Origin of the sequence: Erysipelothrix sp. HDW6A (assembly GCF_011400295.1) — a bacterium.
Taxonomy (GTDB): Bacteria; Bacillota_I; Bacilli_A; order Erysipelotrichales; family Erysipelotrichaceae; genus Erysipelothrix.
The window spans coordinates 151499-175532 of sequence record NZ_CP049859.1; the positions used below are offsets into that span (position 1 = coordinate 151499).

Annotated in this window: 19 protein-coding genes and 1 pseudogene; 2 read left to right on the plus strand and 18 right to left on the minus strand. The window is 35.8% G+C overall.

Features of this window, described 5'->3' with window-relative positions; genetic code table 11:
• Positions 1 to 18 precede the first annotated feature (18 nt).
• From G7059_RS00860 to G7059_RS00930, 15 genes and pseudogenes are all read right to left on the minus strand, one after another.
• Positions 19 to 1383 (minus strand): lyase family protein, encoded by a 1365-nt coding sequence (locus tag G7059_RS00860; RefSeq protein WP_166080193.1) that lies wholly within the window; start codon positions 1381 to 1383, stop codon positions 19 to 21.
• Positions 1376 to 2560: an NADP-dependent malic enzyme gene (locus G7059_RS00865; protein ID WP_166080194.1), complete on the minus strand. Its 1185-nt coding sequence runs from the start codon at positions 2558 to 2560 to the stop codon at positions 1376 to 1378. The genes G7059_RS00860 and G7059_RS00865 overlap by 8 nt, the downstream gene beginning before the upstream one ends.
• Positions 2561 to 2703: 143 nt before the next feature.
• Complete coding sequence (upp, locus tag G7059_RS00870; protein WP_166080195.1) at positions 2704 to 3324, minus strand: uracil phosphoribosyltransferase; 621 nt, start codon at positions 3322 to 3324, stop codon at positions 2704 to 2706.
• Positions 3325 to 3326: 2 nt separating this feature from the next.
• Complete coding sequence (gene glyA, locus G7059_RS00875; RefSeq protein ID WP_166080197.1) at positions 3327 to 4556, minus strand: serine hydroxymethyltransferase; 1230 nt, start codon at positions 4554 to 4556, stop codon at positions 3327 to 3329.
• A complete protein-coding gene (locus G7059_RS00880) occupies positions 4553 to 5014 on the minus strand; it encodes an RpiB/LacA/LacB family sugar-phosphate isomerase (RefSeq protein ID WP_240920548.1) in 462 nt (153 codons plus the stop codon). The genes glyA and G7059_RS00880 overlap by 4 nt, the downstream gene beginning before the upstream one ends.
• Positions 5011 to 5616: an L-threonylcarbamoyladenylate synthase gene (locus G7059_RS00885; protein WP_166080200.1), complete on the minus strand. Its 606-nt coding sequence runs from the start codon at positions 5614 to 5616 to the stop codon at positions 5011 to 5013. The genes G7059_RS00880 and G7059_RS00885 overlap by 4 nt, the downstream gene beginning before the upstream one ends.
• Before the next feature lie 45 nt (positions 5617 to 5661).
• On the minus strand, positions 5662 to 6516 hold the full coding sequence (gene prmC, locus G7059_RS00890; protein ID WP_166080201.1) for a peptide chain release factor N(5)-glutamine methyltransferase: 855 nt from the start codon (positions 6514 to 6516) through the stop codon (positions 5662 to 5664).
• Positions 6513 to 7595 carry a peptide chain release factor 1 gene (gene prfA, locus G7059_RS00895; protein ID WP_166080202.1) on the minus strand — a complete coding sequence of 361 codons (1083 nt, stop codon included), beginning with the start codon at positions 7593 to 7595 and terminating at the stop codon, positions 6513 to 6515. The genes prmC and prfA overlap by 4 nt, the downstream gene beginning before the upstream one ends.
• Positions 7596 to 7612: 17 nt before the next feature.
• Positions 7613 to 8205, minus strand: a pseudogene (locus G7059_RS00900) (thymidine kinase).
• A gap of 61 nt (positions 8206 to 8266) precedes the next feature.
• Positions 8267 to 8470, minus strand: coding sequence for a 50S ribosomal protein L31 (rpmE, locus tag G7059_RS00905; protein ID WP_166080203.1), 204 nt, complete (start codon positions 8468 to 8470; stop codon positions 8267 to 8269).
• Between the two features lie 123 nt (positions 8471 to 8593).
• Positions 8594 to 9460: an aminoglycoside phosphotransferase family protein gene (locus tag G7059_RS00910; RefSeq protein ID WP_166080205.1), complete on the minus strand. Its 867-nt coding sequence runs from the start codon at positions 9458 to 9460 to the stop codon at positions 8594 to 8596.
• Between the two features lie 173 nt (positions 9461 to 9633).
• A complete protein-coding gene (locus G7059_RS00915) occupies positions 9634 to 10737 on the minus strand; it encodes an alpha/beta hydrolase (protein WP_166080206.1) in 1104 nt (367 codons plus the stop codon).
• Between the two features lie 312 nt (positions 10738 to 11049).
• Positions 11050 to 11742 carry a 7TM diverse intracellular signaling domain-containing protein gene (locus G7059_RS00920; protein WP_166080207.1) on the minus strand — a complete coding sequence of 231 codons (693 nt, stop codon included), beginning with the start codon at positions 11740 to 11742 and terminating at the stop codon, positions 11050 to 11052.
• Entirely contained in the window at positions 11739 to 12185 is a 447-nt protein-coding gene (locus G7059_RS00925) for a threonine/serine exporter family protein (RefSeq protein ID WP_166080208.1), read from the minus strand. Before G7059_RS00925 ends, G7059_RS00920 begins: the two co-directional genes overlap by 4 nt.
• On the minus strand, positions 12182 to 12931 hold the full coding sequence (locus G7059_RS00930) for a threonine/serine exporter family protein (RefSeq protein ID WP_166080209.1): 750 nt from the start codon (positions 12929 to 12931) through the stop codon (positions 12182 to 12184). Before G7059_RS00930 ends, G7059_RS00925 begins: the two co-directional genes overlap by 4 nt.
• Positions 12932 to 13113: 182 nt before the next feature.
• On the opposite strand from G7059_RS00930, the gene G7059_RS00935 reads away from it, so the two are divergent.
• Positions 13114 to 14490 (plus strand): HAMP domain-containing sensor histidine kinase, encoded by a 1377-nt coding sequence (locus tag G7059_RS00935; RefSeq protein ID WP_166080210.1) that lies wholly within the window; start codon positions 13114 to 13116, stop codon positions 14488 to 14490.
• The gene (locus G7059_RS00940) at positions 14480 to 15139 is read left to right on the plus strand and encodes a hypothetical protein (protein ID WP_166080211.1); all 660 of its coding nucleotides are present in this window, start codon (positions 14480 to 14482) and stop codon (positions 15137 to 15139) included. Before G7059_RS00935 ends, G7059_RS00940 begins: the two co-directional genes overlap by 11 nt.
• Before the next feature lie 78 nt (positions 15140 to 15217).
• On the opposite strand, the gene G7059_RS00945 is transcribed toward G7059_RS00940, so the two are convergent.
• From G7059_RS00945 to G7059_RS00955, 3 genes are all read right to left on the minus strand, one after another.
• Positions 15218 to 21805, minus strand: coding sequence for a LapB repeat-containing protein (locus G7059_RS00945; protein ID WP_166080212.1), 6588 nt, complete (start codon positions 21803 to 21805; stop codon positions 15218 to 15220).
• A 232-nt stretch (positions 21806 to 22037) separates the two neighbouring features.
• The gene (locus tag G7059_RS00950; protein WP_166080213.1) at positions 22038 to 22712 is read right to left on the minus strand and encodes a response regulator transcription factor; all 675 of its coding nucleotides are present in this window, start codon (positions 22710 to 22712) and stop codon (positions 22038 to 22040) included.
• An 868-nt stretch (positions 22713 to 23580) separates the two neighbouring features.
• A complete protein-coding gene (locus tag G7059_RS00955; protein ID WP_166080214.1) occupies positions 23581 to 24009 on the minus strand; it encodes a helix-turn-helix domain-containing protein in 429 nt (142 codons plus the stop codon).
• Positions 24010 to 24034 lie beyond the last annotated feature (25 nt).

Consider the following 24034-nt stretch of genomic DNA (forward strand, 5'->3'; position numbering starts at 1 on the left):
GATAGTGTTCATAATCTATTATTTTGCTTGAATCATTTTCGAATAATCAAAGTATTGATCAAATTCCTCGGCAGTCATGTGTCCATTTGACACAACAACTTCTTTTAATGTCTTCTTATCCTGATATGCCTCTTTCACAATCTTGGCAGTTGTATCATATCCAAGTTTTTCATTAAGGAATGTCGCAGTCATAATTGATGATGTTACATTATCCATCATCTTTTCCGTATTAACTTCGATTCCTGCTAAGCATCGTGTATTAAAACTGTCCAATCCATCTGAAAGTAAACGAATAGATTGCCACATGCTATATACCATCACAGGCATATAGGTATTAAGTTGAAGATTCCCGTGAGAGTTTGCTAGTGTTATCGTTTGATGATTACCAATTACCCTCACACAAACCATAGCTAGACTTTCTGCTTGTGTTGGATTAACTTTTCCAGGCATAATCGAGCTTCCTGCCTCATTAGCCGGAAGTTTAATCTCTTGAAGTCCAGTCTGTGGACCACTGGATAAGAATCGAATATCATTTGTAAGTTTTAGACAATTTGACGCGAGAGTATTTAAGATTCCATGTACACTTACATAAGCATCTTTAAATCCCATCGCAAAGAACTTATTCTCACAAACTGTAAACTCTTGTTTAAGACTTTGAGAAAGTGCTCTAACTACTTGCTCATCAAATCCTTTTATTGTATTAAGCCCCGTCCCTACTGCGGTTCCGCCAATAGAAAGTTGTCTCATAAACGGAAGCAATGCTTCTAATTGTTTTTTTGCATCAGTAAAAATTACAATCCAACCACTTACCTCTTGAGCAAATGTCATCGGGGTAGCGTCTTGGAAATGTGTTCTACCTAACTTATACGACAGTGTGTTTTCTCGTTTTAACTGTGTTAAGGTAATGATTACTTTATCGAGTACCGGAATTAAGTCCTGAGCAATCATATTTACTGCCATCATGTGCATAGCGGTTGGATAGACATCATTGGATGATTGACCATGGTTCACATCATCGTTTGGATGAACTTTTGAACCCAGTATCCTTGAAGCCAGTGTAGCAATAACTTCATTGGCATTCATGTTTGTCTGTGTACCACTCCCTGTTTGCCAGATAGCAAGTGGAAAGTGTTGCATAAAATCTTGCATCAAAAGCTCATCAATAGCTTTAATTATTGCAAGAGTCTTATCATACTCAACAGCCTTTAATTCTTGGTTAGCAACTGCACAAGCTCTTTTAAGCTCGCATAGCATCTCGATAAACTCTTTAGGCATTTTCTCTGTTCCAATTGGGAAGTTCTCAAGACTGCGCTGTGTGTTTGCTCCCCAAAGTGCACCTTCTTGAATGGTGACTTCTCCGTAAATATCTGCGATTTTATTCATGTTTTCGTGCTACTCCTGCGCGAATCGCTTCTTCTGCAACAGCCTCAGCTACAACATCCGCAACATCTCTATTAATAGCAAGAGGAAGAATGTTTGTTTCTGATATTTCATTATCTTTAACCATGGAAGCGATACCGTATGCTGCCGCAAGCTTCATTGACTCTGTAATTTCTGAAGCTTCTACAGATAACGCTCCTTTAAATATACCTGGGAAAGCAAGAACGTTATTGACTTGGTTTGGGTAATCAGAACGACCTGTTCCCACAATACGTGCACCAGCTTCAATAGCATCATCGTAAGGTATTTCTGGATTTGGATTAGCAAGTCCAAATACAATTGCATTACGATTCATTGAACTTACATCTTCTTTAGAAACAATGTTTGCTGCTGAAACGCCAATAAACACATCCGCTCCACACATACCATCTGATAATGTCTTCTCATCGTTAATGTCACTTAAATAAGGAATGATCCTTTGAACTGCTTCATTATATTTTTCTTTTTGTTTTGGATCAATAATCCCTTTACTATTTGTTGCTTTAATTGAACGAATTCCATAATCATAGAGCATACGAATGATCGAACATCCTGCAGCACCTGTTCCTGACACAACTACCTTAGCTTCTTTCAAATCTTTTCCTAACAGTTTATAAGCATTGATCAATCCTGCCATTACAACAATCGCTGTACCATGTTGGTCATCATGAAATACTGGAATATCAAGTTTCTCTTTTAAAGCATCTTCGATGATAAAACACTCTGGTGCTTTAATATCTTCAAGGTTAATACCTCCAAAGGTTGGTGAAAGAATCTCTACAGTTCTAATAAGCTCATCGGTATCCTTAGTATCTAGTACGAGTGGAATCGCATTAACCCCCGCAAACTCTTTGAATAAGAACGCTTTCCCTTCCATAACAGGAAGTCCCGCTGCTGCTCCGATATCACCTAAACCTAGTACTGCAGTCCCGTTGCTTACAACCGCTACAGTGTTTCCTTTCCAAGTATAATCGTATACTTTATGAGGCGTCTCCTCAATCTCTAAACAAGGTTCTGCAACTCCTGGTGAGTAAAGTAAACTTAATGACTCTTGGCTTACATCACTAACCTTGTTTCTAATTTCTATTTTCCCTTTTAATGTTTTATGTAAATCTAATGCATCTTTCTTCAAATTATTCATACAGGTCTCCTTTTCTTATATTCTAACATGTATTGTGTGCAAACGTTCATGATTATGTAAGCGTTTAGATATTTTATACATATATACTAATTTCAAAAAAAAGCCTTATTTTCATAAGGCCTCAAAGATTCATTTAACTACAATTATTTTGTACCGTAAATACGGTCTCCAGCGTCTCCTAAACCTGGCACAATATAGCCATGTTCATTAAGTTTTTCATCAAGAGCCGCTAAAAAGATATCAACATCTGGATGTCTTTCTTTAATAAACTCAACACCTTCTGGTGCTCCTACTAGACATACTAATTTAATAGTTTTTGCTCCACGTTTTTTAACAATTTCGATTGCTGCATCGGCACTACCACCGGTTGCAAGCATTGGGTCTAGAACTAATACTTCTGCTTGTTCTAGTTTATCTGGGAACTTCGCAAAGTACTCATGAGGTAGTAATGTTTCTTCATCACGATACACTCCCACATGGCCTACTTTAGCAGTTGGAATAAGATCAAGAATTCCTTCGACCATTCCTAAACCAGCACGTAAGATTGGTACAAGCACAACTTCTTTATTAAGTTGGAATGTATCATAAGGACCACTGTGTGTATTAACAGTTACTGGTTCTAATTTTAAATCACGAGTGATTTCATACGCCATTAGCCCTGCAATTTCATCAAGGTTTTGACGGAAGTCCTTAGTACCTGTTGAAAGACTTCGCATTTGTGTTAGCTTGTGTGTAATTAATGGGTGATTTAAAACTGTTATCATAATTATTCTTCTCCTCTGATTGGGTAATTTCTAGTAAGTGCGACAACTTCTTCTCTAATTGATGCAAGCTTATCTTCATCTTCATAGTTACGTAATGCTTCATCAATAAAACGTGCGACAAGTTTGAATTCTTCTTCTTTAAATCCACGGCTTGTCATTGCTGGCGAACCAATACGGATACCACTTGTAACTGCAGGACGTTCTTTATCAAATGGGATTGCGTTCTTATTGAGCGTAATTCCTACTGTTTCAAGAATCTTCTCTGCATGTGCACCTGTGATACCAATACTTGTTTTGAGATCAACAAGAACCAAATGGTTTTCAGTACCACCACTAACAAGTCTGTATCCACAGTTTCCAAGCTCTTCAGCAAGAGCTAATGCATTCTTTACTACTTGTTCTTGGTATTTTTTAAAGCTTGGTTGTAGGGCTTCATGGAAGCATACTGCTTTAGCTGCGATTACATGCATTAGTGGACCACCTTGTACCCCTGGGAATACAGAACGGTCAATCGCACTCGCATATTCTTTCTTACATAAGATTAACCCACCACGTGGACCTCTTAATGTTTTATGTGTTGTTGATGTTACAAAGTCAGCATATGGAACTGGGCTTGGATGAACACCTGCAGCAACAAGTCCTGCAATGTGTGCCATATCGACCATGAGGTAAGCACCAATTTCATCCGCGATTTCTCTAAACTTTGCAAAGTCAATAATTTGTGAGTATGCACTAGCACCCGCAACAATTAACTTTGGACGAATATCAAGCGCTAATTCACGAACGACATCATAATCAATCTTTTCTGTTGTTGGATCAACTCCATAACCAAAGAATGTATAATTCTTACCTGAGAAGTTTAGCTTATGACCGTGTGTTAAGTGGCCACCGGAGTTCAAGTCCATCCCTAAAACAACATCTCCGTGTTCTAGGACTGATAAATAGACTGCCATATTTGCTTGCGAACCACTGTGCGGTTGAACGTTAGCGTGTTCTGCACCAAATATTTCAATTGCTCTTTCAATTGCTAGTGTTTCAATAATATCGACAAACTCACAGCCACCATAGTAGCGCTTGTTTGGATATCCTTCTGCATATTTATTGGTTAAGATGCTTCCTTGTGCTTCTAAAACTTGTTTGGATACAAAGTTTTCTGAGGCAATTAATTCAATGTTTTCTGTTTGACGTGTTGCTTCATCTGCAATCGTTGCAAAGACTAAATCATCTCTCATTCGCGTTCCTCCACAATTTCAATGTCGCTAATTTTATTGATACGACGTATGTGTCGTTCATCATTACTAAATGGTGTTTCTAACCATGCTTTAACGATTTCTTTGTTTACCTCTAGAGGTGTAGTTCTTCCTGCCATTGCAAGAATGTTTGTATTGTTGTGTTCGCGTGTTAATGTCGCTACTTCAACACTCGTAACGAGGGCACAACGGATTCCACGCACTTTGTTAGCTACGATTGAAGCTCCAATACCAGTGCCACATAAAATAATACCTAAATCATGTTTACCACTAGCTACAGCTTTTGCTGCTGGATAGATTACATCTGGGTAATCAACACTATCTTCAGACATTACTCCGTAGTCAGTTATTTCATAACCAAGTCCTGTAATCACTTCTTTTAATGCTTCTTTTTGAACGTAACCACCTTGATCACATGCCAATGCTATTGTTTTCACTATTTTACCTCCTCTAGGATTGCTTTTAAAGGAACAATTCCTTCTCTTAAGCATACTACTTGAGACCCTGTAAGGTCAAATACACTTGATGATATTTTTCCCTGAATATCCCCTTCAATTACACCAGCTATTTTACCATCTAATTGTTCCAATACCATAGCCGATGATGTCGCTGTGGGCATTCCTGAAATATTCGCTGAAGGCAGCCATAATGGATGTCCAAGTTTATCGATTAATTCTTGAACCCAAACATCATCAGCCATACGAATTCCTAGGGTATCTTGATTTCCCAGGAAATCAAAGACTCCTTGTTTTCTCTTGAAGATAAAGGTCACTGCCCCAGGCATAAAGGTATGCATGAGATGACGTTGCCAGTCTTCAAGTTCTGCTACTGCTTCAATCTGTTCGTACGAAGCCACCATTAATGGAAAGGGTTTTGTATCTGGTCGATGCTTCACATCAATTAACTTCTGATACAAAGCTTCATCGTGCGTGCTAGCAGCGAGCCCATAAACGGTATCCGTCATTATAGCGACAAGCTCACCCTTTTTTAATTGTTCTGAAACTTCATTAATTTCACTTTTATTATATACTTTGGTAATCATACTTACCCCCTAATTTCTAAGAGTATTTTAACATAAAAAAAGATACTAGTCCTTAATAGGACTAATACCTTGATAAACAAAAACCATACGATCACATTGATTCATATCTTGACGCAATTCAATATGAGCGGTTGGGAAAAAGGATTGTGCACATTCTACAACCGCTTCTCCAATATCAAAACCAATTTCAAAAGCAATCATTGCTTTTTCATTCAACACTTTATGGGCATTCGATAATACACTACGGTAAAAGAATAGACCATCCTCTCCACCAAATAATGCTACATGAGGTTCATTATTCAGTACAGATGTTTGAACGTGTTCGGTGTTCTTAATATAGGGAGGGTTGCATACAAGTACATCCAACTTAATATTACGATCAATGAGTGGTTGTAACATATCACCTTGGTAGAATGTCATATCCACTTCATTAATTTTTGCGTTTTCTTTAGCAACAACGAGTGCTTCTTCACTTATATCTGTTGCGAAGACTGGTAGACCTGTCTCTTTAGCAAGAGCAAGTCCAATAGCACCACTACCACAAGCAACATCAGCAATCACTGGATCCTCAAAGTAATCATCAATATCACTCAACACATGACCTACTAACTCCTCAGTTTCTCCTCGAGGAATTAAGACACCTTCATTAACAATGATTTTATAACCATAAAACCACTCATAACCTAATACATATCCTAAAGGTATATCTTGAGCAAGTTCTTGAATCTTCTTCATGTAATCTGTGGCGATTGCTTCATCTGCTTCATTATCAAATTCAGCAAACATGTCGATATCTTGTTCACGAAGCAACTCAAGCATTAAAACACGAGCAAAGCCTGTGTAAATTGAATGCTTATCTAAGATGTTTGTTCCTTCTTTTACAAGATCTCTATAGATCATAGTCCACCATTTTCTAATATTTCGCGTTGTTCTTCTGCAAGGAGAGCATCAACGATTTCATCGAGTTTTCCTTCCATAATAATATCCAATTTTTGAAGTGTTAAACCAATTCGGTGATCAGTAACACGGTTTTGTGGATAGTTATAGGTACGGATTTTTTCTGAACGATCGCCTTTACCAATTTTTGATTGACGGTTTACGTTCTTTTCTTCTTCAAGTTTTTGTTGGTGATGTTCGAAGACACGTGCACTAATTAAACGCATTGCCTTATCACGGTTATCATGTTGTGAACGACCATCTTGACACTTAACTGAGATACCTGTAGGTTTATGCACAATTCTTACCGCGGAGTCCGTCTTGTTAACGTGTTGTCCTCCAGCACCTGAAGATCTCATTGTATCAATTTCAAGATCATTAACATCAATCTCAAAGCCTTCATCTTCCACATCGGCCATAACTAGTACTGTTGCGGTTGATGTATGAATACGACCTTGTGTTTCAGTCTTTGGTACACGTTGAACACGGTGTGCACCAGATTCAAACTTAAAGTGACGGTATGGTTCTTGACCTTTAACTACAAATGAGATCAAAGCATATCCGCCTGATTCAGCTTCTGATGCTTCAATAACTTCATACTTGTAACCCAGACTTTCTGCATAACGAGTATACATACGATATAAGTCACCTGCAAAGATATTACCTTCATCACCACCAGCAGCTCCACGAATTTCAATAATCGCATCATAATTATCTGCTGGGTTTCTAGGAATAAGAAGGAGACGTAGTGATTCTACTAAAGTGTCCATCTTTTCCTTGTATTCTTCCATTTCCATTTCTGCAAGTTCAACAAGCTCTGCTTCTGTTTCTGTTTGAGCAACTTCAACTGCTTGGTTATAGAAGTTTTCTGCATCTAAATATTCACGGTATGCTTCTACTGTTCCTATTAATGACGCTTGTTCTTTACCGTACTTAGCCATCAAACGATGATCTCCTAATACTTCAGGACTCATCATTAATTCACCAAGTTCGGCATCACGACTTAGAATAGAATCTAAGCGTTGTTTCATTGTATTTTCCATACTTACTTCACCTAACTTTATTTTTCAATTCCTGGCTTATCAACGACGATGTGGTCATGACGGCAACGTGCCTCATAATCCTCACTCGCTCCAACTAATACGATTGGGTCATGATAGGATGCAGGTTTCCCATTAACAAGACGTTGAGAACGCGTTGCTGGTCCACCACACACTGTACAGACTGCGGTAAGCTTTGTAACAAACTCTGCTGTTGTCATGAGTTTTGGAATAACCCAAAAGGTTCTCCACGGAAGTCCATATCAAGACCTGCTGCCATAACACGGATTCCTTGTTCAGCAAGATAGTCACAAACTTTAATGACATTCTCATCAAAGAACTGCACTTCATCGATTGCGACAACATCCGTTTCTTCAGAAACATAATCTAATATTTCTAAAGCATTATCAATAATAACAGCTGCTACACGCTTTCCAGCATGTGATACGACTTCATTATCACTGTATCGATTATCGATACGTGGTCGAAACACAATAATATTCTTGTGTGCATAACTTAATGTATTAATTCGACGGATTAATTCCTCCGTCTTTCCTGCAAACATACACCCTGTAATCAATTCTACGTAACCATCTTTATATTGATGATACATCATGTCCAATCACCTCTGTTATATTCTAACTTATTTTGCAAAAAAAAATAAGGGTTACCCCTTATTTTAGACCGTATTTCTTATTGAATTTATCAATACGTCCAGCCGCATTTGCGAAACGTTGTTTTCCAGTATAGAATGGGTGGCAGTTTGAGCATGTATCAACACGTAAATCAGTTGCTGTTGAACCTACTTCAATTTCTGTCCCACATGATGTACAAACAATTTTAGTTTTTGCGTACTCTGGATGAATTCCTTTTTTCATATGTTCATGTCTCCTTCCGCCTAAGCTGATTTGATCACCTTAGATAAGTGCTAAGTTATAATACCATACTATTAACCAATGTGCAATGGATTTTATTCAATGACACTACATATTTACTCCATATTATCGTGTAGCGTAATACTCTTCCATTATTTCATTGATTGTTGCTTTAGCATTATCACTTATCGCTTTGTTTTCGGAGCGATATGTTATCAACGCTTTCCATAAAGCCCACGCTCTTGCACGCTTTTGAGTATCCTCATCAATATATTTAAAAAGACTAGCTCGACAATCTATATTAAAAAAAGTCCACGCCATCGCATAATCACATGCAGGATCACCAACACCCATAATTCCAAAGTCAATAACACCTGAAAGTTGGCCATCATTTACAAGTAGGTTCCCTGGTGCAATATCCCCATGAATCCAAACTGGTTCTTTTTTCCACACCGAATTAATTGACTCTTCCCAAATTGTCTCTATATCTTTAACTGGAAGAATTTCTTTTAAATCTCGCAAGGATTCATTGACTTCTTCTTGATACACAGAAGGATGAGCTCCTCGGTAAAAATTATGTTCTCCTGCTGTAGGAGCATTTGTAGTATCCAAAGTTTGGAGTTCCTTTAAGAATTCCGCAATCTCTCCCGCAAAGCTCTCCAATGAACGAAAATTCGTTGTGTTGGCAGTTTCTCCAGGAAGGTACTCATTAATTGCCCAAGGATATGGATACTCTCTATCGGGCTTTCCTAGCGCTATTGGTTTAGTTATTGGCAAACTAATATTTTTTGCGAGTAAAGGTAGCCATTTATTCTCTTTTTCAATTTGAGCTACATACTCCGGACCACTTGGCATCCTTACCAGCATGGAATCACCCAAATGAAACGTTCTATTATCATGTCCACTTTGGATTACTGGCTTAATCAATAGACCGTTCCATTTTGGGAACTGCTCTTGAATTAGTTTATCCACCATTTTTACATCTATATTCATATACACGCCAAACCTTCCTTTAATAGTAACTTCATTATACACCAAAACTGTTTATCTTCTTAAACAGAGAACAAGTCTCATCAGGTGACAAGACTTGTGTTTTCGATCTATTCAATATGTGTCTTGAAAAATCTTCACTTACTGAGGACTTTTCATCTAATTTCATTCTACTTTCATGAATACTTTAGAATAAACCTAGCCATTTCATCTATGCAGTCTTCACTTTGTGGATAATTTCCGACATGATCTATGTATGCATGTCCCAAGCCTTTATATAACACGGTCGTTGTATCGACTCCAGCCTTAACAAGCTTGCGAGCATAGGCCAAGGTTTCTATAGCTAGAAAATCATGTTCTCCTACTGTCACATATGTTGGTGGAAGATTAGGGCTAACATCACTGTATGGAGTTAGATACTTACTTAATATATTATCTGTCCCCAATAGGTCTTGTAGCATCGATGATGAATTACCAAACATTCCTAGGCTTAGATTGATTGCTTTGGCGTGCTTATCGTATATTTCAATTTTATTGATATCGAAGTCTACATACTCATCACTTATACCACCCATATTAACTGTTGGATAGAGCAGCATTTGCCCTTTTACATATGAAAGTCCATCCTCCAGAGCTTTATTGGTACAGTACTGTGTTAAGTTTCCACCAGCACTATCTCCTGCAATAAAAATTGACTCAGAGTCTCCATCCACGTGTCTTGCATTCTCATGTACCCACTTCAATCCGTCATAACAATCTTCATGGCCTGTTGGATATGGGTTCTCTGGAGCTAAACGGTAGTCTACCGAGAAAATAGCAATTCCTGTCTTTTCTACTAACAGTTTCATCGCCTCTTCGACGACACCATGATGTCCTGCAAAGAAGCCTCCTCCATGGATATAGTATAGAATCGGTACATTCTTATTTCTTACCTTCGGCGTATAGCTAATAATAGGCATTTGAAAACTATCTCGAGTTAGACATATATGATTCTCAACAACAATGTCTTCTTCTACCATAGGAGTACTATCCACTGAGTTAAACATTTTACGAAGTCTGGCAATTGATTTTGGACTCGCATCCATTTTCAATAATCTTTTTGGTATGAACTTCATCATAAACACCGTTTTCTTTGCTGAAGCATACAACCTTGGATCCATTGCTCCCGGTATATTACAATCAGGAATCGGCTTTACAAGAACATCGACATCGTTAATGTTTTTGTGGTATTCCTTTTCTTTAATTACACTAATTAAACTATCATCGTATTTTTTTACCATAAAGTTTCTCCCTCTATACTGTTTTCAGCACACATATAACTCTTACATCATAATATATAACGCTTACATAATGCTGTCATTATATCTTGTTTATGGTCATAATGTGATATTTATACTCTGAGGAAAAGAAAAAATCAAAGTAATTATTCACTTTGATTTTTGTCCTAAAAGTTATAATGATTGTTAGTTTATTATCTATGACCTTTTTATTAGTATACAGAGTCATTTAATATTTAGGTTTAACAACCGAATTTCATTCTGGTACCAGAGCTTTAATAAGCAATTATGAGTCTCAAAATATATCACTTTTTTCTACAATTTTGGTTGTTGATTTCGCTTATTATTCGGCTCACCTGAGAAACTAAGGAAGTCCCCTGGGAATAGGTCTCCTTCTGTTACCGCCATTAATACAATTGACGTTACAACGATATAGATTCCAAAACTATACAGAGAAATATATCGATATTGGTTGCCTCGTTTTACAATGAAATTAAGTAAGCCAATATATATGAGTACATAGATCAACATCATGGTCATGATTGCGTTTTTAGCACTGTTAACTCCAGATATCCAGAATAGTGCAAAAATCAAAGCTACAAATCCTGTAATTAATCCCAATATTAAGTTTAAGTTTCGGTAGTTATAATACTCCGTTTTCAGGTAAGCACGAGAGAATACAAATCCAATAACAATCCCCGATAACATGACGATTATCATGATTTTACTGTCGAAAGCTACTTCTTTAATTGTGAAATAGGATCCAAACGATAAACCAGAACCTACCATATTTAGTACATAACTCATAATATAGAAGTGATAATAGTCTTTTGCGAAATAATGGAGTATCCCTGCAACAATCATAAGCCCTACCCCTGTAAAGAGCGCATTCCACCCTATATTTAAATAGGAGATTGCCCAGGCTGTAATATATAAAAGAACTAATGATCCTGCAAAAAATAGAAAACTTAGGTTAATATGTTGTTTCGTAGTTTCAACTTTTCTCATAGACGGATTCTCGCTTTCCTTGGTCGTTCTATAACACGTAATACTACCTCTACCATTACAATAGCTAGTGCTATCGTTACTGAAAGCATCAGTGTTTTTGAGAGCATCTCGATACCTTCCATATATTTGCCACTCATTAGGTGTCTAAGGGCCTGGTATGCACTAATTCCTGGAACTAGAGGGAAGAACCCCGGAAGGTTAAAGGTCGTTGTAGGGACCTTGTAACGACGCGCAAAGATAATCGAAACAATGGATACCACAGTCGCTCCCATAAAAATCGCATAGATTTCAGTAACACCTAATTGTAAGAATAACCAGTTTACAACCCAACCCGACATACCAACGAGTCCACATTGAACTAAGACACGACGCGGTACGTTTACTATGATTCCAAAACAAAGACCGGTAATGAAACTCGTTATGAATTGAATGAGTATTGTCATATGAATTTCACCCCTGTCATAACGCCTGCGCCAATCATGCAAGCCACAAAGATTGCTTCAATTAAGAAGATGGATCCTGATATGGTATTCCCAGATAAAAAGTCACGAATTGAGTTCATGATTTGAATGCCTGGAACCAATATAATGATACATCCAATTATTAGGGTATCGTGATTACTGACTAAGCCCAGAGCAAACAATGCATTCGCAATCGTAGCCATTAGAAAAGAAACGATTAATTCTTGCAAGAAACGTGTACCTAGAGTTCGGTTTAGCAGTCCATAAAGCATGTACCCTACTCCACCAATAATGAAAGCAACGAAGATATCCTCAAGTGGACCTCTGAATATTACTGACATTGCAGCACTCACCGCACCAGCACTAATATATTTAAGCCATAATGGATAATCAGGCTCTTCATTTTCAACTTTAACTATTTCATCATAAAGTTCATCTACTGTATATTTACCAGATGCAAAGTCACGCGACAAACGATTAATCTCACCAATTCGATCCATGTTTTGCCTGCGCTTTGTGATTCTCTTCATTTTTGTTGTTGAACCATGAGCAGAGGTAATAAAAATGCCTGTTGGCATTACAAAACTAACAGCATGATTGCTGCCCTGTTCTACCGCAAGAATACGATTCATAGTATCTTCAACACGATGCATTTCTGCACCATTTTCCATTAAAACTTTACCAGCAAGGATGCACGCATCCATTACCTTTTCCACTTGTTTATCCATAGACTATCACCATTGATTTCATTTTATCATAAAATAGTTTCTGTTTCTTTCATTTATCCTGGATAATTGATATTAATAAGTTTAGGAAGTTTAAGATGTTGTTGATGTTGTGGTGAGAAGTTGATTATATGCTCTGCTCGTATGATATAATTAACATATATAAATATAGAAAGAAACTGTTTATGAAGACGATAAAAAAACAAAGCAAAATTAATATCATATTTATTATGTTATACATTGTGTTAATATCATTACTGATTTTTAATGGACTAAATATTTCGAACTCTTATCGAAAATTTGAAGACAAACACATTAAGACAATCGAAAAAGAAATATCAGATGTTATAGAAAACAACTCTGACCCTAAAACTATTGCATCGAAACTTGAAAAACTCACTGAAGACTATTTGCTTGAGATTGGTCTTACAAAAGATAATAAAGATATCTATAGCTCCATATCATTTGGTCCATCTTACAATAAGATGAATAACATCAATCCTCAGGCCTTGCTTTTTGAGGCTCAAGGAGAGATTCGAGGATATGACTTATGGTATGCAATCTACTCACCAAACTCCAGTGACTTCTCAAGTAAATTTCTAGTATCACAACTTGGTATCTCAATACTGTCATTACTCCTTATTTCTTTTATGTTCTTTAACACTCGAAAACAAATGATTAAACCGTTAGAACAGATTAAAGAGAGTATCAACAATATTAAGGATTACAACTTCGAAGGAGTTAAATCTTCAGAGGATGTGATAAACAGGGAGTTCTACGAATTTTCTTCAAGCTTAGAGAAGACTATCGACAATGTATCAAGATCCTACACACACCTTGAGATTGAACTCAAAGAGCAAGAAGAACGTCTATCAAACATCATTACTTTCTCTAAATCACTAGTCCATAACCTTAAAACACCAGCTCATCAACTTATATTAAGAAGTCAACATTCATTAAATAAACCAGATGAAAGTAACGAACGATTAAGAGAGACTCTAATTACCAACATTAAGATATCCGATAAAATGATTACACAAATAAATCAAATATTGGATATTCTAAAAAAAGATGACAACAATTATTTATCTAACATTGAATCCGTTGATGTATCAAGACTTTTTCATGAAACAGTTCGTACATTTGAAAATGATATGAGATTGAAGAATAACTTTCCAAATCTTATTCTGGAAGATGATGTGAAGGTTTCAACAAACTATGCTTCACTGCAAATATTACTATTTAATCTAGTATCAAATACCGTTACTTACTCTCCTGAAGAAACAGAAATATCATTTGTTGTAAAGAGTCAAGATGATTCAGTAATTATTGAAACTATTAACGAAGCTACTGAAGAAGATATTAATAGAATTAAGAAATCTGAACATCTATTCTCTAATTTAGAACCAAGCTCCACCAATAAATATAGTAGCGGTGTAGGTATGTTTATTATTAAAGAAATGATAGCGAATTTATGTGGCGAGTATAACTTGTTTGTTGAAGACTCAGTAATTAGAATTCAAGCTATCATTCCAAAGGATAGTGGTAGACATGAAGCTTAATTTCAAACTTAAAACTATTCTTATACTAGTTCTATCTTTACTCATATTATTTCCTAGCGAGATTAGGGCAGAGGAAGAAGAATTTGATATTACAAACATTAAGAAGGCTGGAACGTATTTTGTTACAGTATACGCACATGAAAATGGTAATACTGTAGAAAAACAAGTCGCTGTAGTAGTAACCTTTCCAAGCACAGTAGTAAACGAAAACAATAATGAAGCTATTGATGCAAAAGACTTTAAAATCCTTGTCACTGAAGATGTAAATAACCTTACAGATGCTGAATTGATTGATAAGGCGGACGCTTATGCATGGGACTTAGATACTAATCAAGATATCCCAATTACTAGCGTTAAGGTTCATGAACTTAGAGACAACATATGGGAAGTTACCTTCGCTACAGAAAAAGGCACGAGCGTTACTGTCTTGTGTAATATTGTAGATGACATCATTCTCGATCTCTACCATCAATCATTTCATCCCAAGCAAGAAACTTATGAGAACTACTTTACTTTCTCAACGATACTCGCAACAACATTAATTGTTCCTATTTTGATTTACTTCTCGCTTCTCTTTAGAGCTAATCAAAAACAGAAAGAGGTAGAGAGACTCCTTTACGAAGAAAGCAAACGCAGTCACTCAGCATAAATAGAATTCAACCATAATCACACGAAACGAAAAGCCACTCAGCATAATACTGAGTGGCCTTTATTAACTATTTACTTCTTAGCAATTTTCTTCTTCTTTTTTCTTTTTTGAATATGATAAGATCAATCCACCAAAGACTGCTAAGACTCCTCCATATAACGCGATGTAGCTATTGCCAACACCCGTTGCTGGAAGTTTTGGAGTTTCATCAACTACCGGTAGATCTTCAACAACGCCCGTAATTTCAATTTGAGCAACTGTTTCTGATCCAAATAGACTTCTTGATAATGGATTGTTTGTTGTAAGAATTACATCAAATAGATCTCCATTTGCAAGGTCTTTTCTACTTAAGAAATTAATCATCTCTTCGTAGTTCTTGATATATACTGGAAGGTCAGTAATACCATTGATTGCGTCATCGAGCCATGCTTTAGCATTTAGAAGTTCGATAACTTTATCTTCGACATTATCGAGTGCAAGAATTGCATCTAAGTCTTTAACATCGATAATTACACGGTCAGCTTCAATATGATATGTAGCTTCACGTACAACATTAATTGTAACAACATGTTGTGTAACATTTCCAGATACGTCAGTAACTGTAATTGTTACATCGTAGGTACCAATCTTACTGAAATCAACATTTGCGATATCTGAAGTGATTGATACTGGGTATAATGTTTGGTCACTATTATCAGTTGCGATAAATCCGATATCATCAATTAGTTGTTCTAATGTAATATCTCCACCAACGATGTATGAATATTCTTCTCCACCGCTAACAGTTGGATTCTCGTCATCTAAAATCTTGACTGTAAGTGTTTCTGTTGTAACATTTCCTGCTTCATCTGTTGCAGTAATTGTAACTATGTATTCTCCTAATGGATTCTTTTGATCCACAAGATCGAAGTCTGTTGTAACTGTAACTTTTCCTTTTGAGTTGTCTGATGTTACTGGGCCAACTAATTTGATGAAGTCTTCATCACTTAAAGGATTGTTTAAGTTAATTTCTACAACGTCATTTGTGAGTGTTAACTCTGGAGCAGTTGTATCTTCAATTGTTACGACAATTGTATCTGTTGTAACGTTTCCTGCTGAGTCAGTTACTGTAATCGTTACTGTGTAATCTCCAGGTGTTGTTTGATCTACTACTGTATCAAAGTCTGTTGTAATTGTTGGTGTTTCACCTGAGTTATCTGTTGCATCAATTCCTGCTAAATTGATAATATCTTCCTCAGTTGTTCCGCCATTTATTTCGATAGATACTTCTGGTTTTTCAATTGTAATTACTGGACCAGTTGTATCTTCAACTGTAACAACAATTGTATCTGTTGTAACGTTTCCTTCTGAGTCAGTTACTGTGATAGTTACTGTGTAATCTCCAGGTGTTGTTTGATCTACTACTGTATCAAAGTCTGTTGTAATTGTTGGTGCTTCACCTGAGTTATCTGTTGCATCAATTCCTGCTAACTTGATAAATTCTTCCTCAGTTGTTCCGCCATTGATTTCGATAGATACTTCTGGTTTTTCAATTGTAATTTCTGGACCTGTTGTATCTACCACTGTTACTTCCACAGTTTCAATAGTTTCATTTCCTGATGGGTCTGTTGCTGTGACAGTTACTGTATAGATGTCAACCTTTGTTTGATCTACTTTTTCATCAAAATCTGATGTTATTGTAACTGTACCATTTGAATTATCTGTTGCAGTAATTCCTGCTAATGTAATCAGATCATCTGCTGTTGTCCCACCGTTGATTTCGATAGTTACCTCAGAGTTTACAATTGTAATTACAGGTGCTGTTGTATCTACAACTGTTACGACAACAGTGTCTGTTGAAACATTGCTGCTTAAGTCGAAAGCTGTAATAGTCACATTATAGGTTCCTAATAGAGTTTGATTTACTTCCGAATCAAAATTTGAGGTTATTGTTGGTTTAATACCTGAGTTATCTGTAGCAGTTATACCAGCTAACTCCATAAGTTTATCCTCGGTTGTTCCACCATTAATTTCAATAGATACTTCTCTATTAGTAATTACTAAATCAGGGTTTGTTGTATCTTGAACCTTTACAGTTGCTGTTTTACTTGTTTTATTTCCATTTGAATCTTCAGCTGTAAAGATAACAGGATAAGTTCCTAATGTATCAAGTTTAACAGTTGTTATGTTATTTGAAAGAGTAAGAGTTTCTCCTGAGTTATCAGTAACACTTGCACCAATCAACACTAAGATATCATCATGTGTTTGACCACTATTGATCTCAACAACAACATTTTGTTTTGTAAATGTAATGTTTGGAGGTGTTTCATCTTTAATTACAACTGTCGCTGTCTTTGTAGATGTGTTTCCATTTGTATCTGTAGCCGTGAAAGTAACTATATAGGTTCCTGCAACATCTAACTTAACTTCATCTGCTATATTATTTGTAACTGTAACACTTGGATCATAATTATCTGTAGCTTTCGCATCAAATGCAGCTTCGATAGATTCAAATGTAACTTCAGGTCCCATCTCTACAGTATGAGTATCTTTAGCCAAGGTAATAACAGGTGGTGTTTTATCCTGAACAGTAACAGTCATTTGACGTGTCGCTGTATTACCGAATGAGTCAGTTGCTGTAATCGTAACTGTATAATCATCAAGGATTGTTTGATCCACTACTGAATCAAAATCAGTTGTAAAGCTAATTTCAGTTCCTTCATTATCTTTTGCACTGATTCCAGCACGAGCAATAAATGCTGCTTCATCAAGTGCAGTTTCACCATACTCAATAACTGTAGGATTTGTAACAACTGTAATTACTGGTTTTTCTGTTGAAAGAATTGTTATTTCTAACATATTACTTTCAGCTTCATTACCATAAATATCATGAATTGTAAGTTTAACCTTTACTGTTGTTTTTCCTTTTGCAAGGGTAGCAGCTGTTAAACGCACATCTCCTGTTGCTTGATCTACAGTAAGGCTAGCTTTGGCTTGTTCCACTGCATCTCCGACAATTGACCAAGAATATGGATTATTAGGATTTTTTATGTTGTTCCAGAAATCAGGAGTGATAGATTCTGGACTTAGTGTAATTGATTCATTAGATTTAACTTCTGTTGGACCTCCGATAGTTACAGTCAGATCAATTGGAGGATTATATGCAATAAATCCAGCACCAATAGTTTTTGCTTCTGGTTTTGTCGCATCAATATCTAGCGCCCAACCTTTATAACTATCACCAACATTTGGAATATCAGCATTAATAATTGCATCACTATCTAATTCGTAGAATGTAGGGTTTGCGGTATTTATTGTATATTCATATGTACCATTGCCTTTTTCTACAAATCGAACAGCATACTTACCGTACCCTAGATTTGCATTTTCATCAAATACATATACACCGTTTGAGTCTGAAACTGTAGAAACTTTAACACCATTTACTACCACTTGTTCATATGAACTAGTTGTATCATTCCACTCATATAATTCGACAGTATGACCACTAATTGGTTCGTCGCCTTTACTTGTGTCGTAAATTCCATCAACATCTTTGTCGAGGAAAATAGTTCCTCCTACTTCAGCGATTACCAGTTCAGCTCCAGCTAGAGTACCTGGAAGCTCACCACTAAACTTATCACTAACAATGCTAAATGCTGCTGAATATATATTCATCTTTCCAATTTTCTTATCTTGAGTAGCACTTAGGAAAGTCTCATCAACAACAAGTGGAACTTTAAATTCAGCTCCCTCATTTACCTCAATAGGTTTCGTTGCTTTAATTCGAATCATATTAACATCAGCAAGATCTGATGGTGTTGTTGAATTATAGATTGAGTTTTCTTTATAGTTAGTTGATGTCGCTGTAGTAGCATAGTCAATTGTATATCCTGAAACAGCATCCAATTCTTTCGCTAATCTCATATCCCATTTAAATGCTTCTTTTTGGAAATTTCCCGCAAAGTTGTCGCCAGTTTTTGGAATAGGAATGTATAGTATGTATTCTGATGACGGTACAGAACCATTATTAGTCATATTAACAACATACTCAGCATCAGTTCCCGGTGTAAAATACGCAACGGTTTCTTTATTTCCTGGGACAAAAGGCGCTTTTGGATCTTCGCCTGCAAGCACCAAGAACGATTCAACAATCATGCCGTCGTACTTGTTAACTTTGAATATTGTTGCACTTACACCAATCATGTTTTCTGTCGTATCACCATTGCCATTTAAGTCATGAATATCTTTAGTAACTTTATTAGGAATCCAAGAATAACTTGTACCTAACTTAAGTCCAGGTTTTCCAAAAGAAATTATTTCGTTCATGGTGAATTCGTCGTCAGCTTGGATTGTTGTGGATACATCAAAAACCACATTTAATGGTCTTATGTCTCCGGTACCCCCATGAGTCATTGTATAGTTTCTTGTTTTTATTGTATAGACATTCTCGCCTGCGGAGTTTTGCTTTTTGACAAATGTCCAGTCAACTGAATCTCCATTTGCATCGGTCAATTTAAGACTATTAAGATTTAAGTTATGTCCTTTAACCTCGCGAATATATATCTCTGGTTCAAATAATCCTGTCATCATAACACCTTGTGAATCTCTTAGGGCAAGTTTTGCATCTACAGAATAAGTTTCCCCCGCCATAATAGCTCCAGGAGTAAAAGTACCAGAGTTGTTACCATACGCCATAACATTATCATCTTCGGTGATTGTTGCTGTTTTTGTTGAAAATGTGTTTTGCTTATCATTTACGTCATAGGTGCTTACTGTAACATTTGTTACTCCCATTCCTTTTGGTAATTTTCCTATCGGTGCAACTCTTTCAAACTCATGAGCGTATGCACCACTTGAATAAGGATAAGGGAAATCTCCCACTTCGAGCTTAATTGAAGTGATATATTCGTCAGAATCTAAACCTAATATTTCTTGGTCAACAAAACTTAAATTAATATTTTGATAACCAATGGTCCCAACATAAGTTCTTTCCGTACTATTCTTTGTGGTTGTATATTGAACAGATACTGAGTCACCTTTAACAAATCTTGTTGGAAGCATTATTTTTTCGGTTTGGAATAACCCATCGATTTCCATCTCAAAAATCTGATTAGTTACTGGGCCACCACTTCTATTACCAACAACAAACCCTGCTCCTATTACTGTATGATTTGGAACTCCAGAAACATCTCTCACATCATGTGACAATAGGCTTAATTGATTAAGGTTTTCATCAATTACTTTTACATTTCGTGCACTATCTGCAAGCTCTAATGTTATCGTATGACCATCATAAAATGTAACTTCTACCGAAGAGTTCTTAAGCGGTGCATAATCACCAGCTGATAGCCCAAGAGGTAATTCATAATCTACTCCTAGATAAGTAGTAGACTTCCAGTTACTTGCAAATGATATTTCACCTTTAGCTTCATCAGTTAGATACTTAACAAACCTTGAATCACTTGCTTTTTGATCAACTTTAAATTCCTTTGGATAAGTAAAGTTATACACCATAAATAGAGCAAATAATTCTTCTGATTTTGCATTACTTAAAGTTGTTTTAATATTTCCTGCTGTTGAACGTGTTGGCACTTCCGCAGTGCTTGTTAGTAGTTGTGATGCTGGAGCAGCATTATACTGAACCCTTTTAAGTCCGTTTGTACCAGTAGCATGAATGACTTCAGCGACATGACCCATTTCTTGAGTCAATGTAGAAACACGGTAAGCTGTTGCAGATACAGGCTCAGGAACTGTATGTGGACCATAGAAACGTTTTTCATCCACAGATAGTCCTATATCTAAGGTTATTGCATCAACTGTTAGTTCGTCATTAAATTCATATACAACTTTTCCAAAAATGGATTTCATTGGAAAAGCTTCTTGTTTAGGAACTGTCATTTTCTTAATTGCTTTAGCATGAGGTGACGAATCACCATATTCAGCTATGATACCTGTTTGAGGATCAATTCCCGAAACATCAGTACCCGGAACAACATGAAGACTAGTTATTCTCATTCCTTCGGGAATAACTACCTCAAGTTTGTTTGGCTTCTCAGCATTTGCTAAAAAATCAACACTTATCGATAATGTTTTAGATTTAATATCATCGTTATTCCAGCCAACACCATCATATTCGGGAATGTTCATGGTTATTACGCCATCAACGGCATTCGACCCCATAGTTGCTTCGGGTGTTCCTGTAGGTGAATTAAGTTGATCTTGACTTGCTTCATCACTTAATGTTTCTGTTTTATCTTTAACTTCTAAGACATTTACTTTAAATCCATAAGTTTCTTCTCTACTTAGAGGTTGTTCGTCTTCGCCAACAACTTCTAAAGCATAGTTCGCTTGAAACTCATATTCTCCATTCTCTTCCACAGTGAAAACGTATGTATTATCTTCTGATTTTTCTTCAGATTCCTTTACATACTCTGTAGGTATTTTCTTTGATTCATCTGGGAAAGTAACACCTTCTAAACTAACATTTGTATTTTTTGCTTCAAGTGTTAGTTTGATGTCGACTGTGTTAGTTTCTTCATCATAAATCTTCTCAGTAATTACGCTAATATTTTCATTACCGAGTTTATTATCTTCACTTGTTGCAAACACAGCTTGAGCTGTAGTTAACAATAAAGCGAAGGATAATAAAACTTTATAAAACTTACTTTTTAGATTAAGTTTCATAATTTCCTCCTTTTTATTTTTCGAGCCTGAAGTGAAATTCAGTTTACTCTACATACTAATAGTACAGTTTTTATGAAAAATCTTTCATTATTTGACATTAATACCCTTAAATATGTAATCAGTCCCGATAAGTGACGGAATTTGTTCCAATTGTTAAGTTTTGTTAATATATGAGAGCTTGTATTTTATTCCACAAAAAAATCAGTAGTTATTTCTACTGATTTAAGTGTTCTTATTCGCTCCAACGATATCCTTTTCCATGAACGGATACGATCGAAAATGTCTTAAGTTTTTCTCTAATGTTTTTAATGTGAACGTCTATTGTTCTCTCATTAATTTTCTCATCACCCCAGATGGTTTCAATGATCTGCGCACGTGTTACCAATTGATTTCTATTTTCTAACAGTATTCTCAGTATAGTAAACTCTGTTTGTGTTAAACCAACTAGTGTATCATTCTTCTTTACTTCATTATTTGAGAGGTCCATAATGATATTTTCTCTTTTAGTTACAATTATATTCTTTGCTTCAAAAGGTGCGTCTACTATTCTAGTTGTTGATAGTTTCTTGATGTATTCACTTATAATACGTGCTGATTTCTTTTTCTCTAAAAACAAGTCAACATTCTCTGATAATGCTCTATATTCGTTCTGAACTGTAGGTAATCCAGTTAAGATGATAAAGTTAACTTGTGGCTGAATGCTTTTCGCTACTCCCGCCAATTGAACCCCATCCAAATTATCTATATATAAATCAGATATAACTAAAGAAAATTTTTTCTGAGATAATAATGATATTGCTGAAGAAGTGTCATGAACAGCGACTATTTCAAATCCATCTTCTTCTAATACTTTGGTTAATGTCTTGCTATAATCGAGATCGTCTTCTACAAATAAAATTGGATTCATTTGCCCCTCCTTATTAATGTTCTTGTACTCTGATTATAATCTTATACCAATTATATTATAATTATTTGTTTTCGTCATCTAAGTTCAAATATTTGTTACCAATATCAACACATAGACCTTATTGTTAACGTTATGTAGCTATTTTCAATATTATTTAGCATTAGTTGAATATTGCACCTTAGTTACCACACTAATTTACCTCATTCATTACATCAACACTCAAAAAAAACACTGTCAGCAAATACAGTGTTTAAAAGGAGGCGTATATTATTCGGTTTTTTCTAGTAAACATACAATATTATTGTATAGTTTGTTGATTTTGTTTCTTACTTTCTTCTCGAAATGGACGGTATACCTATTAGTATCGGTTGAAATGACAACCTTCCCATACTTTAATAATGACTTTCCATTAATAAGCTCAAGCTTTAATATAGACGATACTTCAATTTCAAACATTACTTTTTCTTTTTTAAACAGGCTAACCATATTACTCAATGGAGTCGTTATGAAGTCATCCTTACGATATTCTTGATTTTTAAACTTTACATATCTCAATATGTCATTGTTTATCAATTCAAGTCTGCCATGATTTGCATTAGATCCTATTAACATCATAAGCGGTTCCACAATCACTTCATAATCTCCTTTACTAATACTATGTTTGCCTTATTTATTCAGATTGAAGCATTACAGTTATTGTACATGTAATTATCGGCATAATTAGTCTTTGTATTGAATCGCCCAAATTAAGTAATCAACTCATTTTATGTTCCCTGATTGTTTAGTTTATTTAGAGAAGTTGTCTTTTTTATTCTTGAGTACTTAAAAAGGGTCAAATCTCGACCCTTTACTGTTTCTTAACTTTAGTCTATTTCTTAAAATACGTAGATGCTAGTATTTCCTTTGCTACCAACATAGCGTCTTCTCTTGAATATGAGTAGGTATTCATCAAGTCTTGGAAAATGTTCTCCATTTGAGTCGCATACTTCTCAACATCTACAACTTCTTTGTACTCTGCAATGACTGGATATAGTTTTGACCAATCTGGTTGTATTGATCCGCTTTTCTTCTTCATAAGAATAGTTAGAGTATCACTATCAAGTTTGTCGTCTAGAAGATAATCAACACTCACCTTCAGTGCCTTCGAGAGATCATTCAGTCTTGCTGATTCTGGAATGCTAATATCAAGTTCCCATTTTGATATTGTTTGGCGTGACACGCCCAATTTTTTCGCTAACTGATCCTGAGTTAATTTTCCCTCTTGTCTTGCTTTAATTATTTTTTCACTTGTTTTCATCGTGTTACCTCCTATTTCTATTATA

Bases quoted from the DNA above. Each gene is read 5' to 3' on its own strand.
- G7059_RS00860 (WP_166080193.1), bottom strand. From the start codon at position 1,383: ATGAATAAAATCGCAGATATTTACGGAGAAGTCACCATTCAAGAAGGT.
- G7059_RS00865 (WP_166080194.1), bottom strand. From the start codon at position 2,560: ATGAATAATTTGAAGAAAGATGCATTAGATTTACATAAAACATTAAAA.
- upp (WP_166080195.1), bottom strand. From the start codon at position 3,324: ATGATAACAGTTTTAAATCACCCATTAATTACACACAAGCTAACACAA.
- glyA (WP_166080197.1), bottom strand. From the start codon at position 4,556: ATGAGAGATGATTTAGTCTTTGCAACGATTGCAGATGAAGCAACACGT.
- G7059_RS00885 (WP_166080200.1), bottom strand. From the start codon at position 5,616: ATGATTACCAAAGTATATAATAAAAGTGAAATTAATGAAGTTTCAGAA.
- prmC (WP_166080201.1), bottom strand. From the start codon at position 6,516: ATGATCTATAGAGATCTTGTAAAAGAAGGAACAAACATCTTAGATAAG.
- prfA (WP_166080202.1), bottom strand. From the start codon at position 7,595: ATGGAAAATACAATGAAACAACGCTTAGATTCTATTCTAAGTCGTGAT.
- rpmE (WP_166080203.1), bottom strand. From the start codon at position 8,470: ATGAAAAAAGGAATTCATCCAGAGTACGCAAAAACTAAAATTGTTTGT.
- G7059_RS00910 (WP_166080205.1), bottom strand. From the start codon at position 9,460: ATGAATATAGATGTAAAAATGGTGGATAAACTAATTCAAGAGCAGTTC.
- G7059_RS00915 (WP_166080206.1), bottom strand. From the start codon at position 10,737: ATGGTAAAAAAATACGATGATAGTTTAATTAGTGTAATTAAAGAAAAG.
- G7059_RS00920 (WP_166080207.1), bottom strand. From the start codon at position 11,742: ATGAGAAAAGTTGAAACTACGAAACAACATATTAACCTAAGTTTTCTA.
- G7059_RS00925 (WP_166080208.1), bottom strand. From the start codon at position 12,185: ATGACAATACTCATTCAATTCATAACGAGTTTCATTACCGGTCTTTGT.
- G7059_RS00930 (WP_166080209.1), bottom strand. From the start codon at position 12,931: ATGGATAAACAAGTGGAAAAGGTAATGGATGCGTGCATCCTTGCTGGT.
- G7059_RS00935 (WP_166080210.1), top strand. From the start codon at position 13,114: ATGAAGACGATAAAAAAACAAAGCAAAATTAATATCATATTTATTATG.
- G7059_RS00940 (WP_166080211.1), top strand. From the start codon at position 14,480: ATGAAGCTTAATTTCAAACTTAAAACTATTCTTATACTAGTTCTATCT.
- G7059_RS00945 (WP_166080212.1), bottom strand. From the start codon at position 21,805: ATGAAACTTAATCTAAAAAGTAAGTTTTATAAAGTTTTATTATCCTTC.
- G7059_RS00950 (WP_166080213.1), bottom strand. From the start codon at position 22,712: ATGAATCCAATTTTATTTGTAGAAGACGATCTCGATTATAGCAAGACA.
- G7059_RS00955 (WP_166080214.1), bottom strand. From the start codon at position 24,009: ATGAAAACAAGTGAAAAAATAATTAAAGCAAGACAAGAGGGAAAATTA.